This is a genomic window from Terrabacter sp. 2TAF16 (genome assembly GCF_052115065.1).
In the GTDB taxonomy this organism is placed as follows: Bacteria; Actinomycetota; Actinomycetes; order Actinomycetales; family Dermatophilaceae; genus Terrabacter.
Genome location: NZ_JBFRFZ010000011.1, coordinates 18,115 through 37,764, shown reverse-complemented (window position 1 = coordinate 37,764; position 19,650 = coordinate 18,115). Strand labels below are relative to the sequence as shown.

At 72.3% G+C, this 19,650-nt stretch carries 19 protein-coding genes; 3 read left to right on the top strand and 16 right to left on the bottom strand.

Translation table 11 applies throughout. From position 1 onward, the window contains the following. Positions 1-181 precede the first annotated feature (181 nt). The 8 genes from hemL to AB4Z14_RS16700 form a co-directional block, all read right to left on the bottom strand. Positions 182-1,519, bottom strand: coding sequence for a glutamate-1-semialdehyde 2,1-aminomutase (gene hemL / locus AB4Z14_RS16735; protein ID WP_442276185.1), 1,338 nt, complete (start codon positions 1,517-1,519; stop codon positions 182-184). A gap of 44 nt (positions 1,520-1,563) precedes the next feature. Next, on the bottom strand, positions 1,564-2,049 hold the full coding sequence (locus AB4Z14_RS16730) for a MarR family winged helix-turn-helix transcriptional regulator (RefSeq protein WP_442276184.1): 486 nt from the start codon (positions 2,047-2,049) through the stop codon (positions 1,564-1,566). Positions 2,050-2,084: 35 nt separating this feature from the next. Next, the gene (gene hemB, locus AB4Z14_RS16725; protein WP_442276183.1) at positions 2,085-3,050 is read right to left on the bottom strand and encodes a porphobilinogen synthase; all 966 of its coding nucleotides are present in this window, start codon (positions 3,048-3,050) and stop codon (positions 2,085-2,087) included. Between the two features lie 12 nt (positions 3,051-3,062). After that, entirely contained in the window at positions 3,063-4,712 is a 1,650-nt protein-coding gene (locus AB4Z14_RS16720; protein WP_442276182.1) for a uroporphyrinogen-III synthase, read from the bottom strand. Then, positions 4,709-5,677, bottom strand: a complete 969-nt coding sequence (gene hemC, locus AB4Z14_RS16715) for a hydroxymethylbilane synthase (RefSeq protein WP_442276181.1) — start codon at positions 5,675-5,677, stop codon at positions 4,709-4,711. Before hemC ends, AB4Z14_RS16720 begins: the two co-directional genes overlap by 4 nt. Continuing rightward, the gene (gene hemA / locus AB4Z14_RS16710) at positions 5,674-7,056 is read right to left on the bottom strand and encodes a glutamyl-tRNA reductase (RefSeq protein ID WP_442276180.1); all 1,383 of its coding nucleotides are present in this window, start codon (positions 7,054-7,056) and stop codon (positions 5,674-5,676) included. Before hemA ends, hemC begins: the two co-directional genes overlap by 4 nt. Beyond that, the gene (locus AB4Z14_RS16705; protein WP_020145048.1) at positions 7,053-7,736 is read right to left on the bottom strand and encodes a redox-sensing transcriptional repressor Rex; all 684 of its coding nucleotides are present in this window, start codon (positions 7,734-7,736) and stop codon (positions 7,053-7,055) included. The genes hemA and AB4Z14_RS16705 overlap by 4 nt, the downstream gene beginning before the upstream one ends. A 143-nt stretch (positions 7,737-7,879) precedes the next feature. Next, positions 7,880-8,173 (bottom strand): glutaredoxin family protein, encoded by a 294-nt coding sequence (locus AB4Z14_RS16700; RefSeq protein WP_442276179.1) that lies wholly within the window; start codon positions 8,171-8,173, stop codon positions 7,880-7,882. Between the two features lie 174 nt (positions 8,174-8,347). Between AB4Z14_RS16700 and AB4Z14_RS16695 the strand changes: the two genes are divergently transcribed. After that, positions 8,348-9,103, top strand: coding sequence for an RNA polymerase sigma factor (locus AB4Z14_RS16695; protein WP_442276178.1), 756 nt, complete (start codon positions 8,348-8,350; stop codon positions 9,101-9,103). Positions 9,104-9,450: 347 nt separating this feature from the next. Further along, positions 9,451-10,767 carry a hypothetical protein gene (locus AB4Z14_RS16690; RefSeq protein WP_442276177.1) on the top strand — a complete coding sequence of 439 codons (1,317 nt, stop codon included), beginning with the start codon at positions 9,451-9,453 and terminating at the stop codon, positions 10,765-10,767. 62 nt (positions 10,768-10,829) lie between these two features. Here AB4Z14_RS16690 and AB4Z14_RS16685 read toward each other — a convergent pair whose 3' ends face one another. From AB4Z14_RS16685 to AB4Z14_RS16660, 6 genes are all read right to left on the bottom strand, one after another. Next, complete coding sequence (locus tag AB4Z14_RS16685; protein ID WP_442276176.1) at positions 10,830-12,662, bottom strand: 1-acyl-sn-glycerol-3-phosphate acyltransferase; 1,833 nt, start codon at positions 12,660-12,662, stop codon at positions 10,830-10,832. Beyond that, a complete protein-coding gene (locus tag AB4Z14_RS16680) occupies positions 12,659-13,705 on the bottom strand; it encodes an NAD-dependent epimerase/dehydratase family protein (protein WP_442276175.1) in 1,047 nt (348 codons plus the stop codon). The genes AB4Z14_RS16685 and AB4Z14_RS16680 overlap by 4 nt, the downstream gene beginning before the upstream one ends. Positions 13,706-14,010: 305 nt before the next feature. After that, entirely contained in the window at positions 14,011-14,109 is a 99-nt protein-coding gene (locus AB4Z14_RS16675) for a 30S ribosomal protein bS22 (RefSeq protein WP_003792170.1), read from the bottom strand. A gap of 228 nt (positions 14,110-14,337) precedes the next feature. Beyond that, positions 14,338-14,538 (bottom strand): helix-turn-helix domain-containing protein, encoded by a 201-nt coding sequence (locus AB4Z14_RS16670; RefSeq protein WP_056773495.1) that lies wholly within the window; start codon positions 14,536-14,538, stop codon positions 14,338-14,340. Positions 14,539-14,722: 184 nt separating this feature from the next. Next, positions 14,723-16,003, bottom strand: coding sequence for an aspartate--tRNA(Asn) ligase (gene aspS / locus AB4Z14_RS16665; protein ID WP_442276174.1), 1,281 nt, complete (start codon positions 16,001-16,003; stop codon positions 14,723-14,725). Between the two features lie 492 nt (positions 16,004-16,495). After that, positions 16,496-17,692, bottom strand: coding sequence for an acetoin utilization protein AcuC (locus tag AB4Z14_RS16660; protein ID WP_442276173.1), 1,197 nt, complete (start codon positions 17,690-17,692; stop codon positions 16,496-16,498). Between the two features lie 50 nt (positions 17,693-17,742). Between AB4Z14_RS16660 and AB4Z14_RS16655 the strand changes: the two genes are divergently transcribed. Next, positions 17,743-18,411 carry a potassium channel family protein gene (locus tag AB4Z14_RS16655; protein ID WP_056773504.1) on the top strand — a complete coding sequence of 223 codons (669 nt, stop codon included), beginning with the start codon at positions 17,743-17,745 and terminating at the stop codon, positions 18,409-18,411. Between the two features lie 94 nt (positions 18,412-18,505). Here AB4Z14_RS16655 and AB4Z14_RS16650 read toward each other — a convergent pair whose 3' ends face one another. Next, entirely contained in the window at positions 18,506-19,033 is a 528-nt protein-coding gene (locus tag AB4Z14_RS16650; RefSeq protein WP_442276172.1) for a GNAT family N-acetyltransferase, read from the bottom strand. A 91-nt stretch (positions 19,034-19,124) separates the two neighbouring features. Continuing rightward, entirely contained in the window at positions 19,125-19,637 is a 513-nt protein-coding gene (locus tag AB4Z14_RS16645) for a GNAT family N-acetyltransferase (protein ID WP_442276171.1), read from the bottom strand. Positions 19,638-19,650: the final 13 nt, after the last annotated feature.

Below are 19,650 nucleotides of genomic sequence, written 5' to 3'. Positions count from 1 at the left end.
ACCCCGACGGCGCCGCCGTCACCGACCAGCGTCCTCCTCGTGGGTCGAGCCCACAATCCCCGCTGCCGTATGCCGTGTCGCCCCGTCCCCACGCCGGTTCGAGGTGATCGCGGCTGCCCCGTGGCGGCCGCGATCACCTCGAACCGGGGTCGCGCGAAGCGCCGGGTCGGCGGTCCGCAGGTCAGTCCGAGGTCGCGGCGGCCCGCGCTGCGGCCGGTAGGGCCGCGAGCACGTGGTCGACGGCTTCGTCGTCGTGCGAGGCCGAGACGAACCACGACTCGAAGGCGCTCGGCGGGAGGTGCACGCCCTGGCTCAGCATCGAGTGGAAGAACCGGCGGAAGGCGTCGCTGTCCTGGTCCCTGGCGTCGTCGTAGTTGGCGACGGCCCCGTCGCGGAAGAAGACCGAGAACATCGAGCCGGCCCACTGGATCGTGTGCGGCACCGAGGCCGCGGAGAGCTCGCTCGCGACGGCGTCGGCGATCGCGTGCGAGACGACGTCGAGGCGCTCGTACACGGCAGGCGTGCAGCCCTGGAGCGTCGCGAGGCCGGCAGCGGAGGCGACGGGGTTACCGGACAGGGTGCCGGCTTGGTAGACGGGCCCCTGCGGCGCGAGGAGCGCCATGACGTCGGCACGACCGCCGAAGGCCGCGGTCGGGAAGCCGCCGCCCATCACCTTGCCGAAGGTGAAGAGGTCGGGCGCCCCTGCGGCATAAGGTCCCTCGAGGCCGTAGAAGCCCGAGGCGCTGCACCGGAAGCCGGTCATCACCTCGTCGGAGACGAGGAGCGCGCCGTGCGCCCTGGTGACTCGGAGCAGTGCCTCGGTGAAGCCGGGAGCCGGCGGGACGACGCCCATGTTGCCGGCCGCGGCCTCGGTGATGACGGCGGCGATCTCGTGGCCGCGCTCGGCGAACGCGGCCTCGAGGGCCGGGACGTCGTTGTAGGGCAGGACGATCGTCTCGCCGGCGCTCGAGCGCGGCACACCGGCGGAGTCGGGGAGGGCGAAGGTCGCGACGCCCGAGCCCGCCGAGGCGAGGAGGGCGTCGACGTGACCGTGGTAGCAGCCGGCGAACTTGACGATGACGTCGCGGCCGGTGAAGCCGCGGGCGAGGCGGATGGCCGACATCGTCGCCTCGGTGCCGGAGTTGACGAGACGCACCTGCTCGACGGGCTCGACCCGCCGGACGATCTCCTCGGCGAGGCGCACCTCGTTCTCGCTGGGCGTGCCGAACGAGAAGCCGCGAGCAGCCGCCTCGGTCACGGCGGCGAGGACGTCGGGATGCGCGTGGCCGAGGATCATCGGGCCCCACGAGCAGATGAGGTCGACGTAGCGCTTGCCGTCGACGTCGGTCAGCCACGGACCGGTCCCGCTCGCCATGAAGCGCGGCGTGCCGCCGACCGCCCGGAAGGCGCGCACCGGCGAGTTGACCCCACCGGGGATCACCTCGCTGGCCCGGGCGAGGAGCGCGGCGGACGCCGGGGCGTCGGTGGTCGTCTGGACGGTGACGGGCTGCGAACTCATGCACCCAGTCTCTCAACCGATGCTGGGTGCGCCCCGCCGGGTCGTCAGTGGCCGCTCGTGCCGTTCGGGTCGAGGTGGTCACGCACGATGGCCATGGCGTCGCCGATCGCCGTGAACTGCGTCGGCGTCATGATGTCGACGAGGTTGGCGCGCACGCTCTGCACGTGGACGCGCGCGATGTCGCCGACCGCAGCCAGACCACCGGTCGTCAGGACGAGCTCGACGCCGCGCTTGTCGTCGGAGCACTGCTCGCGCGTCACCCAGCCGCGGTCCTCGAGCCGCTTGGCCGTGTGCGTCAGCCGGCTGCGCGACTGGACGACCATGGCCGCGAGCTCGGACATCCGGAGCCGGTGGTTCGGGCTCTCGGAGAGCATCGAGATGATCTCGTACTCGCTCAGCTGCAACCCGGCGTCGCCGAGCGCGTCGTCGAGCGCGCGCTCGAGCAGCCTCGTGCCGCGCAGGATGGCCCGCCACGACGCCTGCTCGGCGTCACTGAGCCACCGCACGCCGTCATCCCCTGTACCTGACATGTCAACCTCCTGCGATTGCACAGATGGTAGTGGTGTCAGGCGGTCCATTCGGCCACGTCGAGCGCGAAGTACGTCAGCACGACCTGCGCACCGGCGCGGCGGATCGAGGTGAGGGACTCGATCGCGGCGCCCCGGAGGTCGATCCAGCCGTTGGCCGCGGCCGCGTGGATCATGGAGTACTCGCCCGACACCTGGTAGGCCACGACCGGCACCGACGCCCGCTCGGCAGCGGCCGCGACGACGTCGAGATAGGACATCGCCGGCTTGACCATGACCATGTCGGCGCCCTCGGCGATGTCGAGGTCGATCTCGCGGAGGGACTCCACGATGTTGGCCGGGTCCTGCTGGTAGGTGCGGCGGTCGCCCTGCAGGCTCGACTGGACGGCCTCGCGGAAGGGCCCGAAGAAGGCCGAGGCGTACTTGGCGGAGTAGGCGAGGATCACGGTGTCGGTGAGGCCCTCGGCGTCGAGCGCCTCGCGGATGACGGCGACCTGCCCGTCCATCATCCCGGAGGGCGCCACGACGTGGGCGCCCGCGCGAGCCTGCGCGACGGCCATCTCGGCGTAGAGGAGATTGGTGGCGTCGTTGTCGACGCGACCGTGCTCGTCGAGCACGCCGCAGTGTCCGTGGTCGGTGAACTCGTCGAGGCACGTGTCGGCCATGACGACGAGGTCGTCACCGACGGCGTCGCGGACGGCGCGCAGGGCGACGTTGAGGATGCCGTCGGGGTCGACGGCGCCCGAGCCGGTCGCGTCCTTCTCCTGCGGCACCCCGAAGAGCATGATCCCGCCGAGTCCGGCCGCGACGCAGCGGTGGGCGACCTCGACGACGCTCTCGAGCGTGTGCTGGTCGACGCCCGGCATGCTCGTGATCGAGCGCGGCTCCGTCAGGCCCTCGCCGACGAAGACGGGCAGCACGAGGTCACGCGGGTGCAGCCGGGTCTCGGCGACGAGGGATCGCAGGACGGGGGTCTGGCGCAGGCGACGGGGACGCTCGATCATCGGGGCCTCGTCTCAGCGGGCGCGGCGGCGCGAGGCCGGACGCTTGTCGCTGGGACGCTGCACCGACTGGCCCGCCTCGGCCGCCGCGACGGCGAGCCCGACGCCGTGGCCGGCGAGCGCGTCGACGAGGCTGAGGGCCGAGGCCTCGGGCGCGAGGACGTCGACCCGGAGGCCGTGCTCCTGCGCGGTCTTGGCCGTGGCCGGTCCGATGCACGCGACGACCGTTGCGGCGTGGGGCTTTCCGGCGATGCCGACGAGGTTGCGCACCGTCGAGCTCGACGTGAAGAGCACGGCGTCGTAGTCGCCGCCCTTGATGGCGTCGCGGATCGACGCGGCCGGCGGGGCGGCGCGGACCGTCCGGTAGGCCGTGACGTCGTCGACCTCCCAGCCCATGTCGCGCAGGCCGGCGACGAGCGTCTCGGTCGCGATGTCGGCGCGCGGCAGCAGCACGCGGTTGATCGGGTCGAGGGCCTCGTCGAACTCGGGCCACGACTCGAGAAGGCCGGCAGCGGACTGCTCGCCCGCGGGCACGAGGTCGGGGTTGATGCCCCACTCGCGGAGAGCGGCGGCGGTGACGCCCCCGACCGCGGCGACCTTGAGGCCGGCGAAGGCCCGGGCGTCGAGCCCGAACTCCTCGAAGCGCTCGCGCACGGCGCGCACGGCGTTGACCGAGGTGAAGCCGACCCACTCATAGCGCCCGGTGACGAGGCCCTTGACGGCCTTCTCCATCTGCTGCGGCGTGCGCGGCGGCTCGACGGAGATGGTCGGCACGACGTCGGCCGTCGCGCCGTAGCCGGCGAGCCGGTCGACCATGGAGCCGGCCTGGGCCTGGGTGCGCGGCACGAGCACCTTCCAGCCGAAGAGCGGCTTGGACTCGAACCACGAGAACTCGTCACGCAGCCCGACGTTGGGAGACACGACCGCGAGCGACACCTGCAGCGGCTCCTTGCCACCGAAGATCCCGTCGGCGTCGCCGAGGGTCGTCGCGACGGAGGACTGGCGCACGGTCGTGCCGTATGCCGTCAGCGCCACGAGGGCGTCCGCCGGACGTCCTGCCGCGCGCAGCGCAGCGAGGGCGGCCCGGATGCCCTCGGTGCCGCCGAGCAGCACGAGGGTGTCGGTGTCGGCCGCGTAGGCGGACCAGTCGACGCCGGAGCGGTCGACGCCGACGACGTGGACGGCCCCGGTCGACTTCGAGGTCAGGGGCACTCCGGCATACGTGGGCCCGGCGGTGAGCGCCGACACCCCCGGCACGACGTCGTAGGTGATGCCGGCCTTGCGGCAGGCACGCACCTCCTCGACGAGGCCGTTGAAGGTCGCGGGGTCACCGTCCATGAGGCGCACGACGAGGCCGCCGGGGGCGACCGACTTCGCGGCCTTGACGACGAGCTTGGCGCGCACCGCGTGGGTGAGCTCCTGGCCCTGCTCGCCGTGCCCGGCGTCGATGATCTCGACGTCGGGGCGGGCGTGCTCGAGCACGACGTCGTCGCGAGCGATCCGGTCGAGGATCACGACGTCGGCGGCGGCGAGCAGGTCGCGGCCGCGCAGCGTCATGAGGCCGGGGTCGCCCGGTCCGGAGCCGACGAAGGCGACACACGCCGGCGTCGTCGCGTGGGTGGGAGTCGAGCCCGTCTGCTCTGACGGCTGGTGGGAAGGAGTCACGAAACTTGCTCCGGTTGGTGTGGGGCGTGGTCTGGGGCAGGTCCAGCTGACGTGGCGACCTGGAGGTCGGCGGCGCCGTCCTCCAGGAGGATCCGGGCGAGGCGCGAGCCGAGAACCAACGGCTCGTCGTAGGGCCCGACGAGCGAGCGGCGCAGCGGGGCGGTGCCGTCCTCCGTGCCGGCGAAGGCACGCAGCGACAGCTCGAGGCCGTCGTCGCCCTCGACGACCTCGGCGAGAGCCCCGACGGGTGCGGTGCAACCGGCCTCGAGCGTCGCGAGCAGCGAGCGCTCGGCCTCGACGCAGGCTCGCGTGTCGGGGTCGTCGAGGACGGACACGGCGGCCACGACGTCGTCGCGGTCGGACCGGCACTCGACGGCGAGGGCCCCCTGACCCGGTGCCGGCAGCACCTGGATCGGGTCGATGACCTCGGTGGCCTCGTCGAGACGGCCGAGCCGGGCGAGACCGGCGCGCGCCAGCACGACGGCGTCGAGCGCACCCGAGGAGACGAATCCGATTCTGGTGTCGACGTTTCCGCGGATCGGCCGGATCTCGATGCCGAGCCCGAGCGCTGCGATCTGGGCCGTGCGACGCGGCGAGCCGGTGCCGACGACGGAACCGGCGGGCAGCTCGCCGAGCGTCAGCCCGTCGCGCGCCACGAGCACGTCGCGGCTGTCCTCGCGCACCGGGACGGCGGCGACGACGAGACCGGGCTCGGGCGCCGTCGGGAGGTCCTTGAGCGAGTGCACGGCGACGTCGATGCGACCATCGAGCAGGGCTCGTCGGATGGCCGCGGCGAAGACGCCGGTGCCACCGATCGCGGTGAGCAGCTCGCCCGAGACGTCGCCCTCGGTCGTGATCTCGACGAGCTCGACCTCGTGGCCGGCCTCGCGCAGGCGGTCGGCCACCCACCCGGACTGGGTGGTGGCGAGGGCCGATCTGCGCGTGCCGAGACGCAGGGCGGTCATGGCTGGGCCCGCTTCGGCGGCGTGGACACGTTGGCGACGTCCTTGGGCTCGAGGTCGAAGAGCTCGCGCAGGGCGGCGGCGTAGTCGTCGCCGCTGCCTTCCATCGCGAACTCCTTGACCCGCATGGTCGGCGTGTGGAGCAGCTTCTCGACGATGCGGTGCACGGCGAGGCCGACCTCGGCACGGGTGGCCTCGTCGAGGCCGGGCAGCCGCTGGTCGAGCCGTTCCATCTCGGTCGCGACGAGGGCGGCGGCACGCGCGCGCAGGGCGGCGACGGTGGGCGCCACGGACTTCTCCATGCGGCGCGTCAGGTAGTCGGCGACCTCACCGGTGACGAGCTCGCGCACACGGACGACCTGGGTGGTGTCGGCGCGGCCCTCGAGCAGGAGTCCCAGCGACTGGAGGTCGACGAGCGAGACGCCCGGGACGGCGTGCGGCCAGGAGACGACGGGCTCGACGTCGCGCGGGAGGGCGAGGTCGACGACGACCTGGGGTCGACCCCCGCGGCGGCTCGCGCTCGCGGCCAGCATGTCGGCCGTGATGACGTGGCCGACCGCCCCGGTGCACGTGACGACGAGGTCGCTCTCGGCGAGGACGTCGGTCAGGTCGTCCCAGGGACGGGCCACGCCGGACGTCGTGGCCGCGAGGCGCTCGGCACGCTCGGGCGTGCGGTTGACGATGGTGAGGGACCCGATGCCCTGGCGGCAGACGGTCGCGGCGGCGAGGCCGCTCATGCCACCGGCCCCGACGACCGCGGCGGCGACACCCTCGAGCGGGCCGAGGACCGCGGTCGCCTCCTCGAGCGCGATCTGCACGAGCGAGACGCTGTGCTGGTCGATGTCGGTCTCGGTGTGGGCGCGCTTGCCGACGCGCAGGGCGCCCTGGAAGAGCGCGTTGAGCGACTCCCCCACCTGACCCCGGCTCTGGGCCCCGGCGAGCGAGTCGCGCATCTGGCCGAGGATCTGGGCCTCGCCGACGGCCATCGAGTCGAGCCCGCAGGCGACGGTGAAGGCGTGGGCGACGGCGGCGTCGTCGTAGCGCACGTAGAGGTGGTCGGCGAGGGCCTCGGCACGGTCGGCGAGGGCGTCGGCGGGGTCGCCCGGCGGCAGGTCGGCGACGCGGCGCGCCCCCTCGGGCTCCTCGACCCCGGCAGCGAGGGCGAGCGCCTCACCGATGGCGGCGACGGCGGGGTGGAAGGCCGGCACCGACGCGTAGACCTCGAGGCGGTTGCACGTGGAGAGCACGACGGCCTCGGTGGCCGTGGCCGAGCTGAGCACGGAGGCGGCGATGGCCTCGGCACGCCCGGGGCGCTCCGAGAGCGCCTCGAGCACCGACAGCGGGGCGGTGTGGTGGGACAGTCCGATGACGAGAAGGCTCATGGGGCGGCCACCGCCGACCGGAGGTCGCCCGCGGCCAGCGACTTGCGCTGGGCGTGGAAGGCGAGGATCTGCAGCTCGGTCGAGAGGTCGACCCGGCGAACGTCCACGCCGCTCGGGACGGAGAGCACCGCGGGCGCGAAGTTGAGGATCGAGCTGATGCCCGCGCCGACGAGGGCGTCGCAGACGGCCTGGGCGGCGGGCGCCGGCGTCGCGATGACGCCGATGGCGATGGGGTCGACGGCGTGGTGCTCGGTGAGCTCGGCGAGCGGGCGGATCGCCACCCCGACGATCTTCTCGTCGGCGAGCGCGGGGTCGTCGTCGTAGAGACCGACGATGCGGAAGCCCTTGGTGACGAAGCCGGAGTAGGAGGCGAGCGCGTGCCCGAGATTGCCCATCCCGACGATGGCGACGGGCCAGTCCTCGGTCAGACCGAGGGCGCGGGAGATCTCGAGGGCGAGCGTCTCGACGTCGTAGCCCACGCCGCGGACCCCGTAGGAGCCGAGGTGGCTGAGGTCCTTGCGCAGCTGCGCGGAGCGCACTCCGACCTCGGCCGCGAGCTCTTCCGACGAGACCGACAGGACGCCGTCCTCAGCGAGGCGCGAGAGCGTTCGGAGGTACTCGGGAAGCCGCGCGACGGTTGCGTCGGGGATCTCGCGACGCAGTGCTGGGTCGGCGGACACTCTTGCTCACCGGCTCCTCTCGAACGAGGCGTTCTCCCACACGTGGAGCACGTGGGGACCCGATCAGGCTAGACGTTTGTGAACCCATGCACAAAGTTGACTTCGACGGCCTACCACGGCATGGGATGCGCCGGTGAGGCAGGTCACCGGAGCGCGGCGCGCAGGCGTGCCTCGTCGACCCGCCAGAAGTCGTGGCGCCGCCCGTCGACGAACGTCACGGGGATCTGCTCGGCGTAGCGCCGCAGCAGCTCCGGGTCGTCATCGACGGACTGCTCCTGCCAGGCCACGCCGAGCTCGCCCGTCACCCGCTCGACGACGGCGCGCGCCTCGTCGCACAGGTGGCATCCGGCGCGCCCGAGGAGGACGACCCGCGGTAGGGCCCCGGCAGCCGGGACAGCGGGAGGGTCTGGAGCGTCGAGGGGCTGCTCGCTCGTCATGCCGACCACTGTAGGCACGCTCGCGGCGCCGCACGTCGGGTGCACCACAAAACGTCGTCGGGGTCCCATCCGCGGGCGCATTCCGACAGACTGTCCACAATGCGCGCGAACAGGACGTCGGGCCGCCGGCCCCCACCTGTCCTCGCACCGGGAACGACCCCGGGGCGGGCGTCGATGACGCCTGCCTGCCCGGCACTGCCGGGCACGGTCCCGGCGATCCTCGCGCCCGCGGCATACGCCCTGCCGACGTGGCGCTCGGCGCTCGACGCCATCTGGTCGGCCCTGGCCGATGCAGGCGCCGAGGGTGGCGGGCTGACTCGCACCTCCCCGGGCTCCCCCGGCTCTGCCGGCTGGCGGCGGCACCCGGAGCGCGACGCCGACGAGCAGGCCCGCATCGCGGCCCTCGTCGAGCTCGCCCAGGGCGGCGACAAGGAGGCGTTCGCGCAGCTCTACGACGTCTACGTCGACACGGTCTTCCGCTACGTGCTCGTCCGGGTCGCCAACCGCGCGCTCGCCGAGGACCTCACGTCCGAGACCTTCCTCCGGGCGATGCGCCGGATCGACTCGTTCACGTGGCAGGGCAAGGACATCGCGGCGTGGTTCGTCACCATCGCGCGCAACCTCATCGCCGACCACGTGAAGTCGGCGAAGTTCCGGTTCGAGGTGGCGACCGCCGACATGCGTGACGCCGACGAGCGGGTCGACGCCCCCGACACCGAGGTGCTGACCCGGCTGCGCGACGAGCGCCTCGTCTCGGCGATCAAGGAGCTCGGCTCCGACCAGGCCGAGTGCATCACCCTGCGCTTCCTCCAGGGACTCAGCCTCGCCGACACCGCGAAGATCCTCGACAAGTCCGAGGGGGCCGTCAAGCAGCTCCAGCTGCGCGCCACCCGGGCGCTGCGCAAGGCCCTCGAAGGAGTCGAGCTGTGATCCGCGTAACCCCACAGACACCCTCGTCGTTCTCATGGCGTAGGGACGGTGCGTGTGGGCCCGGACCGACGCTCGGCGCGCTGACCGGCGCGACCGTGGAACGTGTGAACGCAGGCGGCGGGGTGGCAGCGATGGCGGTGCTCCGGCCCCTGACGAACGACCCGCACCACCCACCCCTCGCCGCACCACGTGTCGTATGCCGTGCCGTGTCGTCCCAGCCGGGGCCGCCGGGTCGGGCGAGGGCACCCGGCACGCCCTGACGGGACGACCGACGAGCGGGACCAGCAAGCACGACCAGCCAGCACACCAGCACGACGAACCAGACGGACTCGAGACGGAGGAGGGACATGGACCTCGGTGCGAACGCCGACGGCGAGCTCCTCCAGCGCGCCCTCGAGGGCGAGCAGGTCTCCGAGCCCGGCATCCTCGAGCTCGTCGCGGTGCTGCACGCCGTGCAGGCCGTCGACCAGGCCGGTCTGGCACCGCGGGCCGAGTTCGTCTCCGACCTACGCGCCCGCCTGCTGGCCGACGATGCCACCGCGGTCACTCCCCTCGTCCCCCTCGCACCCGCCGACCCGATCGACGGCGACGAGGACGGACCCGCCGGAGCAGACGCAGCCGGCGCCGCCGACGACGGTCCGCGTGACGGCGGCACCGTGTCTATCCTCCGCGTGGCGGCGCGACCGCTGAAGTTCATCGCCGCCGCGGCCGCGAGCATCCTCGTCATCGGCGGCGCCCTCGGCTTCGCGTCCCGCTCGGCCGTGCCCGGCGACGCGCTCTACGGCGTCAAGCAGCTGCTCGACCGGGCCGCCGTCCAGCTGGCGGGCTCCCGCTACGACGAGGGCCTGACCTACCTCGCCCAGGCGCAGGAGCACATCGCCGATGCCCGCGACCTCATCGACGGAGGCTCGCCGTCGACGCACGACCTCGACACGGCCTACGACGCCGCGACGGACGCGACCGGCCGTGCCCAGACCATCCTCATGGAGGTCTACCGCACCGAGCACCGCACTGACGCGCTGACCGAGCTTGCCGACTTCTACACCCGCGCCATCCCGCAGGTCGACGCGATGCGACCCCGGGTGCCCGCCGACTCGCTCGCGTCCTGGCAGCGTCTGCGGGACCTGCTCGGCGCGGGCCAGGTGGCCACCCTGAGGGAGCTGGCCGCCTGCGGCGTGTGCGGCGACCGAGCCACCCAGGCCCGACAGGCCCTGGCACGACTGCCCGGTGCGGTCCGGCCCAGCAGCCCGGTGAGCGGCACGTCCGCCCCGGGCACCGCGCCATCTCGACCCGGGGCCACGACGACCCCACGGCCCACCGGCTCGGCCCCGCGGCCCCCGGTGGTCTCGGTGCCCGTCCCGGGCGGCGTGCCGGTCCCCGGCGTCTCCGTGCCGGGCGTCACCGTCACCGGCGGCGTCACCCTCCCCGGCGGCACGATCAACCTGCCCGGCGTCGGGGTCACGAGCTCGTCGGTGGGTGTCGGTGGCGGCGGCGTCACGCTCCCCGGTGCCACGGTCAGCCTGCCGGGGGTGGGCGTCACGTCCTCGACGATCAGGGTCGGCGGCGGTGGCGTCACGCTGCCCGGCGCGACGATCCCGCTGCCGTCGGTGACCCTCGGCGCCCCCACGGTGCCGTTGCCGCTGCCGACGAAGATCCTGCCCTGACCTGAACGCGTGTCGGTCTCTTCGCGGTTCCGTCGCGACCGGCGGTCACGAGCGGGCGCCGGTCAGAGGAAGACGGACTTGCGCTGCATGAGCAGGCTGTAGAGCGTCTGCTGGATCGTCTCGCGCACCTGGTCGGTGAGGTCGAAGACGAGCATGGGGTCGTCGGCGGCGTCGGGCCCGAAGCTCGTGGTCTCGATGGGCGGCCCGAACTCGATGAGCCACTTGCTCGGCAGTGGCACCATGCCGAGGGGGCCGAGCAGCGGGAACGTCGGCGTGATCGGGGCGTAGGGCAGCCCGAGCAGCCGGGCGACGGCGGGCATGTTGCCGAGGATCGGGTAGATCTCCTCGGCCCCGACGATCGACACCGGCACGATCGGCACGCCGGCGCGCAGGGCGGCCGAGACGAACCCACCGCGGCCGAAGCGCTGCAGCTTGTAGCGCTCGCTGAACGGCTTGCCGACACCCTTGAAGCCCTCGGGCCAGACGCCGACGAGGGCGCCGCTGCTGAGGAGTCGCTCGGCGTCGGAGTTGGCCGCAAGGGTCGTGCCCGAGCGCCGGGCCATGGTGCCGATGAAGGGCATCTGGAAGACGAGGTCGGCTCCGAGCATCCGCAGGTGCCGGTTGCGTGGGTGCTCGTCGTAGACGGCCACCTGCGTCATGAGGGAGTCCATCGCGATGGTGCCGGAGTGGTTGCCGACGACGAGGGCTCCGCCGACGTCGGGGATGTTCTCGATGCCGCGCACCTCGACCCGGAACCACGAGCGGTAGAGCGGGCGCAGCAGCGGCAGGTGGACGTTGACGGTGTAGTCCTCGTCGAAGCCGAACTCGTCGACGACGTAGTCGCCCGTGAGACGGCGCCGGAGGTAGGCAAGGGTTTCGGCGACCTGTCGCTCGACCTCCTCGGCGGGCACCCCGGCCGAGGTGGCGGCGGCGCGCAGCACGTTGACGGCGAGCTCGACGAGCTCGGCCGGGCCCGGGCGGGACTCCGAGCTGAGCTCGGCCCCGTCGAGCACCGCGCCGACGAGCTTCTCGGCCCGCGACTGCAGCCCCGACGTCAGCGCGTGCTCCCAGCCGCCTCCGTCTCCAGCGGGCGTATGCCGTGTCTCCGGCTCGGCCTCGGGGCGGACGCCGCGCTGGGCGACCTCCTCGACCGGCGGGACGGCACGCAGCCGGGCAGGCTCCCCCGCGCCCGCGCGACGGGGCGAACGCATCGACGCGCGGCTCGGCCTGGTCCGTGGCGGTGTCGGCTCTGCCGGCAGGGTGTCGGCGGGGTCCCCGGGCTCGGTGATGTCGGCGACCTCGAAGGCTGCGTCGGGCTCGGCGGACTCGAAGGCTTCGGCGGCGTCGGCCCCCTCGCTCGGGACCTCGTCGCGCGCGGACCGGCTCGACGGCGTCCGGGCGGGGCGGGACTCGGGCTCGGTCGGGCCCTCGGTCACCGCTGCCTCGATGAGGTCGTCGGCGACGGTGTCGGCGCCTGCGCCGGTCGCGAGGCGTCGCGCGGCGCTCACCTCGACCGGCGCCGTGGGGATGAGGGGCGTCCCCGCGCGGCGCCGGCGCTCGCCCGAGGCACGGGCCGCTCCGGCCGCGAAGGCTCCCCGGGCCGGGCGGCCCGAGGTCGCGACAGGCCTCTCGCTCGTGACCGAGACCGGCTCGGCCTTCGTGGGCGACGCGGTCCTCTTCGTCGTCTTCGGGGTCTTCGGCGTCTTCGCCTCGGCCGGCTTCGCGGGCTTCGTCTTCGCCGACTTCGTCCCCGTCGACTTCGTCCCCGTCGGCTTCGTCCCCGTCGGCTTCTTGGGTGCGCCCGTCGTTGAGGTCGACGGCGCGGACGTGGCCTTCGTCGTCTCAGCCCCGCCGGACGTCGTCGAGTCGGCGGCCTTGCTCGGGTCGGCGCTCACGGCTGGATCCTGTCGAAGACGCGGGAGAGGGCTGCGGCGGTGCCACCGGCGGCGTCGCTGACGACCTCGCCGACACCTTCGACACCGGGCACGGCGGGCCGCAGGTGACGCGCGTAGTCCTCGAAGGCCTCTCGCGTGGTGAAGTGGGGCTCGAACTCGAGAACGGAGCGCATCCGGGTCGTGTCGAGACCCCGGCCGAAGGCGAGGAAGGTCAGCTGGTCTGACGAGAAGTCGGCGAAGCCGCTGCGCTTGACGATGGTGCCGATGAGACCGGCGGCCGAGAGCGGCACCGGGACGACGGGGCGCCGCGCGATGGCGGTGCACTGCGTCACGGTGAGGAAACCGTCGCCGGCGACGTTGACGATCCCGGCGGGCGGTCCGGTGGTCGCGAGGATCATGGCCGCCGTGGCGTCGTCCTCGTGGATGAACTGGAAGCGGGCGTCGTAGCCGAGTGGGATCGGCACGAGCGGCAGCGAGAAGTAGTCGGTGATGGCGGTGTGGATGCTCGGTCCCACGACGTTGGCCAGGCGCAGCATCGTGATCTCGACGTCGGGCCGGCGCCGCGAGAAGCCCCGGACGTAGCCCTCGACCTCCACGGAGTCCTTGCCGAAGCCCGTGCGCGGCAGGGTCTTGGGGTTCATGTCCTCGCTGAACATCGCCGGGTCGCGGGGCGAGGAGCCGTAGACGGCAGCGGACGACTTGACGACGAGTCGCGAGACCGACTCGGATTTCTGGCACGCGGCGAGCAGCTGCATCGTGCCGATGACGTTGATCTCCTTCTGCGTCACCCGACCGCCGGAGTCCTTGGGGGTCGCGATGACGTTCATGTGCACGACCGTGTCGACCTCCGCCTGCGCCATGATGCGCCCGATCATCGGGTTGCGGATGTCGGCGCGCACGAACTCGGCCCGGCCGATGGAGTGCTTGGGCGGCACGACGTCGACGCCGAGGATGCGCTCGATCGACGGATCCGTCGAGAGCCTTCGGGCGAAGAGGCCACCGAGGTAGCGGGACACCCCCGTGACCAGGACGACCTTGGCCATCGGATCCTCCTGTCGTCGGTCGGTGCGGACGTCGTGCACGGGCGCTGCTCGAGCGGGCTCGAGGATGGCGCGCGCTGCGGAGGAGTACTCGCACCCCCGCCCTCGCAGCCTACCGAGACCCTGCTCGATCCGTACCCGGGCGTGGCACCTCATGGTCGGATGTGTCGAGCCTCTCCATCGGCGCTCCCGTCGGCCCTCGTCGAGGCTCGGTGTCCGACAGACCCCGGGAACGCGAACGACCCCCACCGGAGGTGAGGGTCGAGAGCGTGCGGGGCGATTCCGCCGGTATGCCTGAGCTGGTCAGGTCACTTCTTGTTGCGACGCTGGTGGCGCGTCTTGCGCAGCAGCTTGCGGTGCTTCTTCTTCGCCATCCGCTTGCGGCGCTTCTTGATGACAGAACCCATGTTTGTCCTTGTCGTGAGACGTGTCCTCGAACTGAGCTGGTGCCGACCTGCGTCGACACCCCTCGGAGAAGGGTAGGTCGAACTTCACGAGCCGAACAGGCTCACAGGGTAGCGCGTGCGGGCTCCCTACCCCAAAAGCGCGTCGACGAGCGCACCTGCACCAACGCCGAGGGGGCGGCCGGACCGGGTGGTCGCGGCCGCCCCCTCGGGTGCGTGGTGACGCTGCTGTCACGCGGTGTCGATGAAGGACGTCTGGAGGTACTTGTGCACCGCATCCTCCGGAACCCGGAAGGAGCGGCCGACGCGTACGGCCGGAAGGTCTCCGCCGTGGACGAGCCGGTAGACGGTCATCTTCGACACGCGCATGATCGAGGCGACCTCGGCGACGGTCAGAAACCGCACCTCGGCGAGCTGGCGCTCATTCGACATGTGTTACCCCGATCTTCGGTGGGTTTGCACCCGCGCGTCGACGGCTTCCCCTCCGGCGAAACTGCACGCAGGTGCAAGAAGCAACATTAGGGGCAGATGTGACTGGAGGGGAAGCGAACGGGAGAACGAATCGATCACGCGCAACTCGACACGCCGGTGAGATCACTGTGGATCTCCCGGCTCGTCATGGCTCCAGGCGGTGCAGGTCACGCGGGAAGAGGGTCACCTCGCGGATGTTCTCGGCACCTGTCAGCCGCCCGACCCACCTTTCCAGACCGATGGCGAACCCGCCATGCGGAGGCATGCCGTGGGCGAAGGCGTCGAGGTAGCCGGTCAGGACCCCGGGGTCGGTCCCGGTGCGCTCCATCGCCGCGGCATAGTCCGAGGGCCGGTGCAGGCGCTGCCCTCCGGTCGTCAGCTCGAGCCCGCGGAAGAGCATGTCGAAGCTGTTGCTCCACCGCTCGTCGCCCGGCTGCGGGTGCGTGTAGAAGGGCCGCTTGCCCATCGGATAGCCCTCCACCGCAAGGAAGTCCGAGCCGTATGCCGTCTTGGCCCACTCGCTGAGCGCGCGTTCGTGCGCGGGGCTGAGGTCGGGCTCGTCTGGGTCGGCGCCGACCCTCGCGAGGGCGTCGCTGAAGTGGATGACGGGGAAGTGCTCCGGCACCTGCGGCAGCTCGACGCCCAGGAGCGCAGCGGCGTCGGCGGCATACTCCCGGATGCCCTCGACCATGCCCGCGATCGCCTCGCGCAGGACGGCGAGCACGTCGTGGTGGTCACGGATGAAGCCCAGCTCGGCGTCGAGCGAGGTGTACTGCGCGAGGTGGCGCACCGTGTCGTGCGGCTCGGCCCGGAAGACCGGACCGACCTCGAAGACCCGCTCGAAGACGCCGACGAGCATCTGCTTGTAGAGCTGCGGGCTCTGCGCGAGGTAGGCCGTGCGTCCGAAGTAGTCGACGGTGAAGACGTTGGCCCCCGACTCGGTGGCCGTGCCGACGAGCTTCGGGGTCGCGATCTCGGTGAACTCGAGGCTTCCGAGCGCAGCGCGGAAGCCTCGCATCGACGCGCTCGCGAGCTGCCAGGCAGCCCGGTGGCGCGGGTGGCGCAGGGTCACCGCCGCGTGGTCGAGGTGCGTGGGCAGCCCGGCGCCGAAGGTCGGGCGCCACAGCTCGGTGGGTGGCGCGACCGCCGGTTCGGTGAGCGGGGTGATGACCGGTTCCACGAGCTCGGCACCACCGGGGGCCGACTCGTTGGCCGACACGGTGCCGGTCACCTCGACGACGGTCTCCTCGGGCAGACCCGAGAGCTGGTCGACGGTCTCGCGGTCCTTGACGACGACCTGGGCCAGGCCCGAACGGTCGCGCAGCACGAGGAACGTGACGCTCGCGAGGACGCGGCGCCGGTGGATCCAGCCGGCGAGCGTGACCCGCTCGCCGGGTTCGACGGACGCGAGGTCCCGCGCGAGCACGCGCGGAGCAAGGGTCGTGGGTTGGGTTGGTTGCATTCCGTTCACCTCCAGAGGGTTGGTGCCCCGGAGGTGTGGGCGATGGGGAATGTCGCTGTGCCACCACACCTTCGCCGCCGCGGATCGCGGACGGCCTCTGGTCGTGCTCGGCTCAGGATCGTCAGGCCCGTCGTCGCCGTGCCGGTCAGACTACCCCTGATCGGAGGAACACTCCGACCCGTTTTCGGTCAGGCTCTCAGACAGCAGAGCCACGGCGCCGGCGTCGTCTGGACGCAGCGCAGCGAGCGAGGAACGAGCGAGCGGAGCGGAGGAAGGCGACGCCTGAAGGGCGCCGCGGCACGCGCCGGAACGAAGTGAGGCGCAGACAGCACAGAGCCGAGGCGCCGGCGTCGTCTGGACGCAGCGCAGCGAGCGAGGAACGAGCGAGCGAAGCGGAGGAAGGCGACGCCTGAAGGGCGCCGAGGCACGCGCGAAGCGAAGCGGAGCGCCAAGAACTCAGTCGAAGTGGACGTCGAGCCCGTGCAGCGGGAAGACGGCCGTGCGCGTCGCCATGACGGCGCGGTCGACCTCGCTCGCGGGGTCGTAGCCCATCTCCCACGAGCGCCACCAGAGCGGCCCGTCCTCGGCGGTCAGGTCGCCCATCCGTCGCGGACCCGGACGGCCGAAGATCTGCTCGACGTGGGCACGCCAGTCCTCGGGGACCGGAGTGCTCGTCGGGATCGGGGCGTGGGCGGCGATGGCTGTCAGGTGCGTCCACGTGCGGGGCACGACACCGATCACCTCGTAGCCGCCACCTCCGAGGGCGACCCAGCGGCCCTCGCACACCTCGTGCGAGAGGCGGTGGAGCGCGTCGGCCGCGGCCCGCTGGGCGTCGACCGTGACGGCGAAGTGCGCGAGGGGGTCCTCCGCGTGGGTGTCGCACCCGTGCTGGGTCACGAGCACGTCGGGCTTGAAGGCGCGGATGAGCGGCATGGCGACGGCATGCAGGGCGCGCAGCCAGCCGGCGTCGCTGAGGCCGGGCGGCAGCGCGACGTTGACGGCGGTGCCCTCCGCGTCGGGGCCACCGACGTCACTCGGCCACCCGGTGCCCGGGAAGAGGGCCCGACCGGTCTCGTGGACCGAGATCGTCAGCACCCTGGGGTCGTCCCAGAAGATCCGCTCGACGCCGTCACCGTGGTGCACGTCGACGTCGACGTAGGCGACACGTTCGGCGCCGTGGTCGAGGAGCCACTGGATGCCGACGGCGATGTCGTTGTAGACGCAGAAGCCACTCGCCTTGCCCCGCATCGCGTGGTGCAGGCCGCCCGTGAAGTTGACGGCGTGCTCGGCCTCGCCCTCCCAGACGGCGCGACAGCTGTCGACCGTGCCGGACACGACCCGGGCGCTGGCATCGTGCATGTCGACGAAGGCCGGGTCGTCCTCGGTGCCGAGGCCGTACGCGTCGTCGGCAGCGGAGGGGTCGGTCGAGGCGGCCTTGACCGCGGCGACGTAGTCGTCGTCGTGGACGGTGGCCAGCAGCTCGTCGGTGGCCACCTCGGCGCCGACCACCTCGACGCCGTCGACGTCGAAGACACCGAGGGCGTCGCAGAGCCGGGCCGTGAGGTCCAGGCGAGCGGGCGCCATCGGGTGCGTGGGGCCGAAGTCGTATCTCGTGAAGGAGGAGTCCCAGACGACCCGGGCCTGAGTTGGCATGATTGAGACGCTATCGCGGAAACGCGCCACGGACGACGGAGGTAACACCCATGGGCCGCAACCGGCTCTTCGACGACGACGTCATCGTCATCGGGCTGGGACGCTTCGGCTCGGCCGTCGCTCTCGAGCTCACCAAGCTCGGCCACCGGGTCATCGCCGTCGAGCGCGACAACGCCATCGCCGAGAGCTACGTGAACAAGGTGGCCAAGGTCGTGCACGCCGACATGGCGCAGTCGACGGCACTCGACATGATCCGCCACGCGCAGCCCCGGATCGCGATCGTCGGCATCGGCTCGTCCGTCGAGTCGTCGGTCCTCGCAGCGGCCAACCTCGTCGACGCGGGCGTCCCCTCGATCTGGGCGAAGGCCCTCTCACCCGAGCACAAGCGCATCCTCGACCGCATCGGGGTGCACCACGTCATCTCGCCCGAGGCCGACTCCGGTCGCCGCGTGGCCCACCTCGTCAACGGCAAGATGCTCGACTACATCGAGTTCGACGACGGCTTCGCCATCGTCAAGCTGAAGCCGCCGGCCGAGACGATCGGCTTCACGCTGGAGCAGAGCCAGATCCGCCGCAAGTACGGCGTCACCGTGGTCGGCGTCAAGGCACCGGGCGAGGACTTCACCTACGCCGTCCCGCAGACGAAGATCTCGGCGCACCACATGCTCATCGTCAGCGGGCCCGTCGAGCTCATCGAGCGTTTCGCCGCCCGCCCCTGACGTCGGGCTCGCTTCCGGCACAGACGAACCCACCGTCCCGAGCGCGGGGACGGTCGGTTCGTGAAACGCAGTGCGGCCGGAGCGCGCCGCCGGCTCAGAGGCGCAGCGTGGGTCCGTGGTCGGCGCCGAGCGGCAGGACCATGGCGACCTCCTCCTCGCCGTCCTCCTCGCTGACGACACCCATCGGCCTGCGGTAGTCGGTGGGGCGGAAGCCCATGCCGCTCGCGAAGGCAACGGCCCGGCCGTTCTCGGTGCCGACCCAGTAGACGAGGTGGGAGTGACCGCGCTCGGCGGCGAGGGAGGCGCCGTCCTTGACGAGGTGGGTGGCGACGCCGGAGCCACGGGCCTCGGGCCGCACCCACAGCCCGAAGAGCTCGCCGGCCGTGCCGTCGCTCTCCTTGGCGGTGCCGACGCTGACCACGCCGACGGCGCGGCCGTCGCGCTCGGCCACGAGCCGTGCGGAGCGCTGCATGCGTTCACGCCAGAAGTCCTCGCCGTAGGACTCTTCCTCGTCGACCGAAGCCACGAACGCCTCGGGCGATTCACGCAGTGCGGCGAGGCGGACGGAACGGTAGTCCTCCCAGTCGTCCTCGCCGAGGGGACGCACGGTGATGTCGCTCATGGGTCCACCTTCGCACGACAGCCTGCCGGACCGCACCCGCGGGGCGGTGAACGTTCGGGGGCGCCTCGGACCGACTGGCCGACAGCGTGACTCATAAGCGGTGGACCATCTCGATCTCGCGCAGGTCCGGGCGCCGCGGGTGGTCGTGGACCGCGCCGGTGCGCACGAACCCGCACCGCGCGTACAACCCCTCGGCGACCACGTTGGAGCTCGTCACCTCGAGCACGACCTCGGTCTTGCCGAAGCGCCTCGCCTGCTCGAGGACGGCTCGGACCAGGGCCTCCCCGACACCACGTCCCCGGGCCTCCGGGGCGACGTACATGCCGAACAGCGTTGCGGTCGTGGCCCGCTCGGGTTCCCAGTGGGAACCGAGCCCCGCGCTGCCGAGCACCCCCGAGGCGTCGCGGGCCTGCACGAGCCAGGCGCCCTCGATCCGCTGGCGCCAGTCGGCCTCGTCGTAGGCGGCCTCGTCGGCATAGGTGAACCAGAAGGCGTCGGGGGCCTCCTGGAGCATCGCGAGCCGGACGTCGCGGTGCGACTCCCAGTCCTCCGGCGAGACGGGGTGCAGGTGGAGGCGCTGGTCGTGGGTGTGGGGCTCGGCCATCACTCCACGATGC

Bases quoted from the DNA above. Each gene is read 5' to 3' on its own strand.
- hemL (WP_442276185.1), bottom strand. From the start codon at position 1,519: ATGAGTTCGCAGCCCGTCACCGTCCAGACGACCACCGACGCCCCGGCG.
- hemB (WP_442276183.1), bottom strand. From the start codon at position 3,050: ATGATCGAGCGTCCCCGTCGCCTGCGCCAGACCCCCGTCCTGCGATCC.
- hemC (WP_442276181.1), bottom strand. From the start codon at position 5,677: ATGACCGCCCTGCGTCTCGGCACGCGCAGATCGGCCCTCGCCACCACC.
- AB4Z14_RS16660 (WP_442276173.1), bottom strand. From the start codon at position 17,692: ATGCCAACTCAGGCCCGGGTCGTCTGGGACTCCTCCTTCACGAGATAC.
- AB4Z14_RS16690 (WP_442276177.1), top strand. From the start codon at position 9,451: ATGGACCTCGGTGCGAACGCCGACGGCGAGCTCCTCCAGCGCGCCCTC.
- AB4Z14_RS16675 (WP_003792170.1), bottom strand. From the start codon at position 14,109: ATGGGTTCTGTCATCAAGAAGCGCCGCAAGCGGATGGCGAAGAAGAAG.
- AB4Z14_RS16645 (WP_442276171.1), bottom strand. From the start codon at position 19,637: ATGGCCGAGCCCCACACCCACGACCAGCGCCTCCACCTGCACCCCGTC.
- AB4Z14_RS16655 (WP_056773504.1), top strand. From the start codon at position 17,743: ATGGGCCGCAACCGGCTCTTCGACGACGACGTCATCGTCATCGGGCTG.
- AB4Z14_RS16700 (WP_442276179.1), bottom strand. From the start codon at position 8,173: ATGACGAGCGAGCAGCCCCTCGACGCTCCAGACCCTCCCGCTGTCCCG.
- AB4Z14_RS16730 (WP_442276184.1), bottom strand. From the start codon at position 2,049: ATGTCAGGTACAGGGGATGACGGCGTGCGGTGGCTCAGTGACGCCGAG.
- AB4Z14_RS16670 (WP_056773495.1), bottom strand. From the start codon at position 14,538: ATGTCGAATGAGCGCCAGCTCGCCGAGGTGCGGTTTCTGACCGTCGCC.
- AB4Z14_RS16650 (WP_442276172.1), bottom strand. From the start codon at position 19,033: ATGAGCGACATCACCGTGCGTCCCCTCGGCGAGGACGACTGGGAGGAC.
- hemA (WP_442276180.1), bottom strand. From the start codon at position 7,056: ATGAGCCTTCTCGTCATCGGACTGTCCCACCACACCGCCCCGCTGTCG.
- AB4Z14_RS16680 (WP_442276175.1), bottom strand. From the start codon at position 13,705: ATGGCCAAGGTCGTCCTGGTCACGGGGGTGTCCCGCTACCTCGGTGGC.
- AB4Z14_RS16695 (WP_442276178.1), top strand. From the start codon at position 8,348: ATGACGCCTGCCTGCCCGGCACTGCCGGGCACGGTCCCGGCGATCCTC.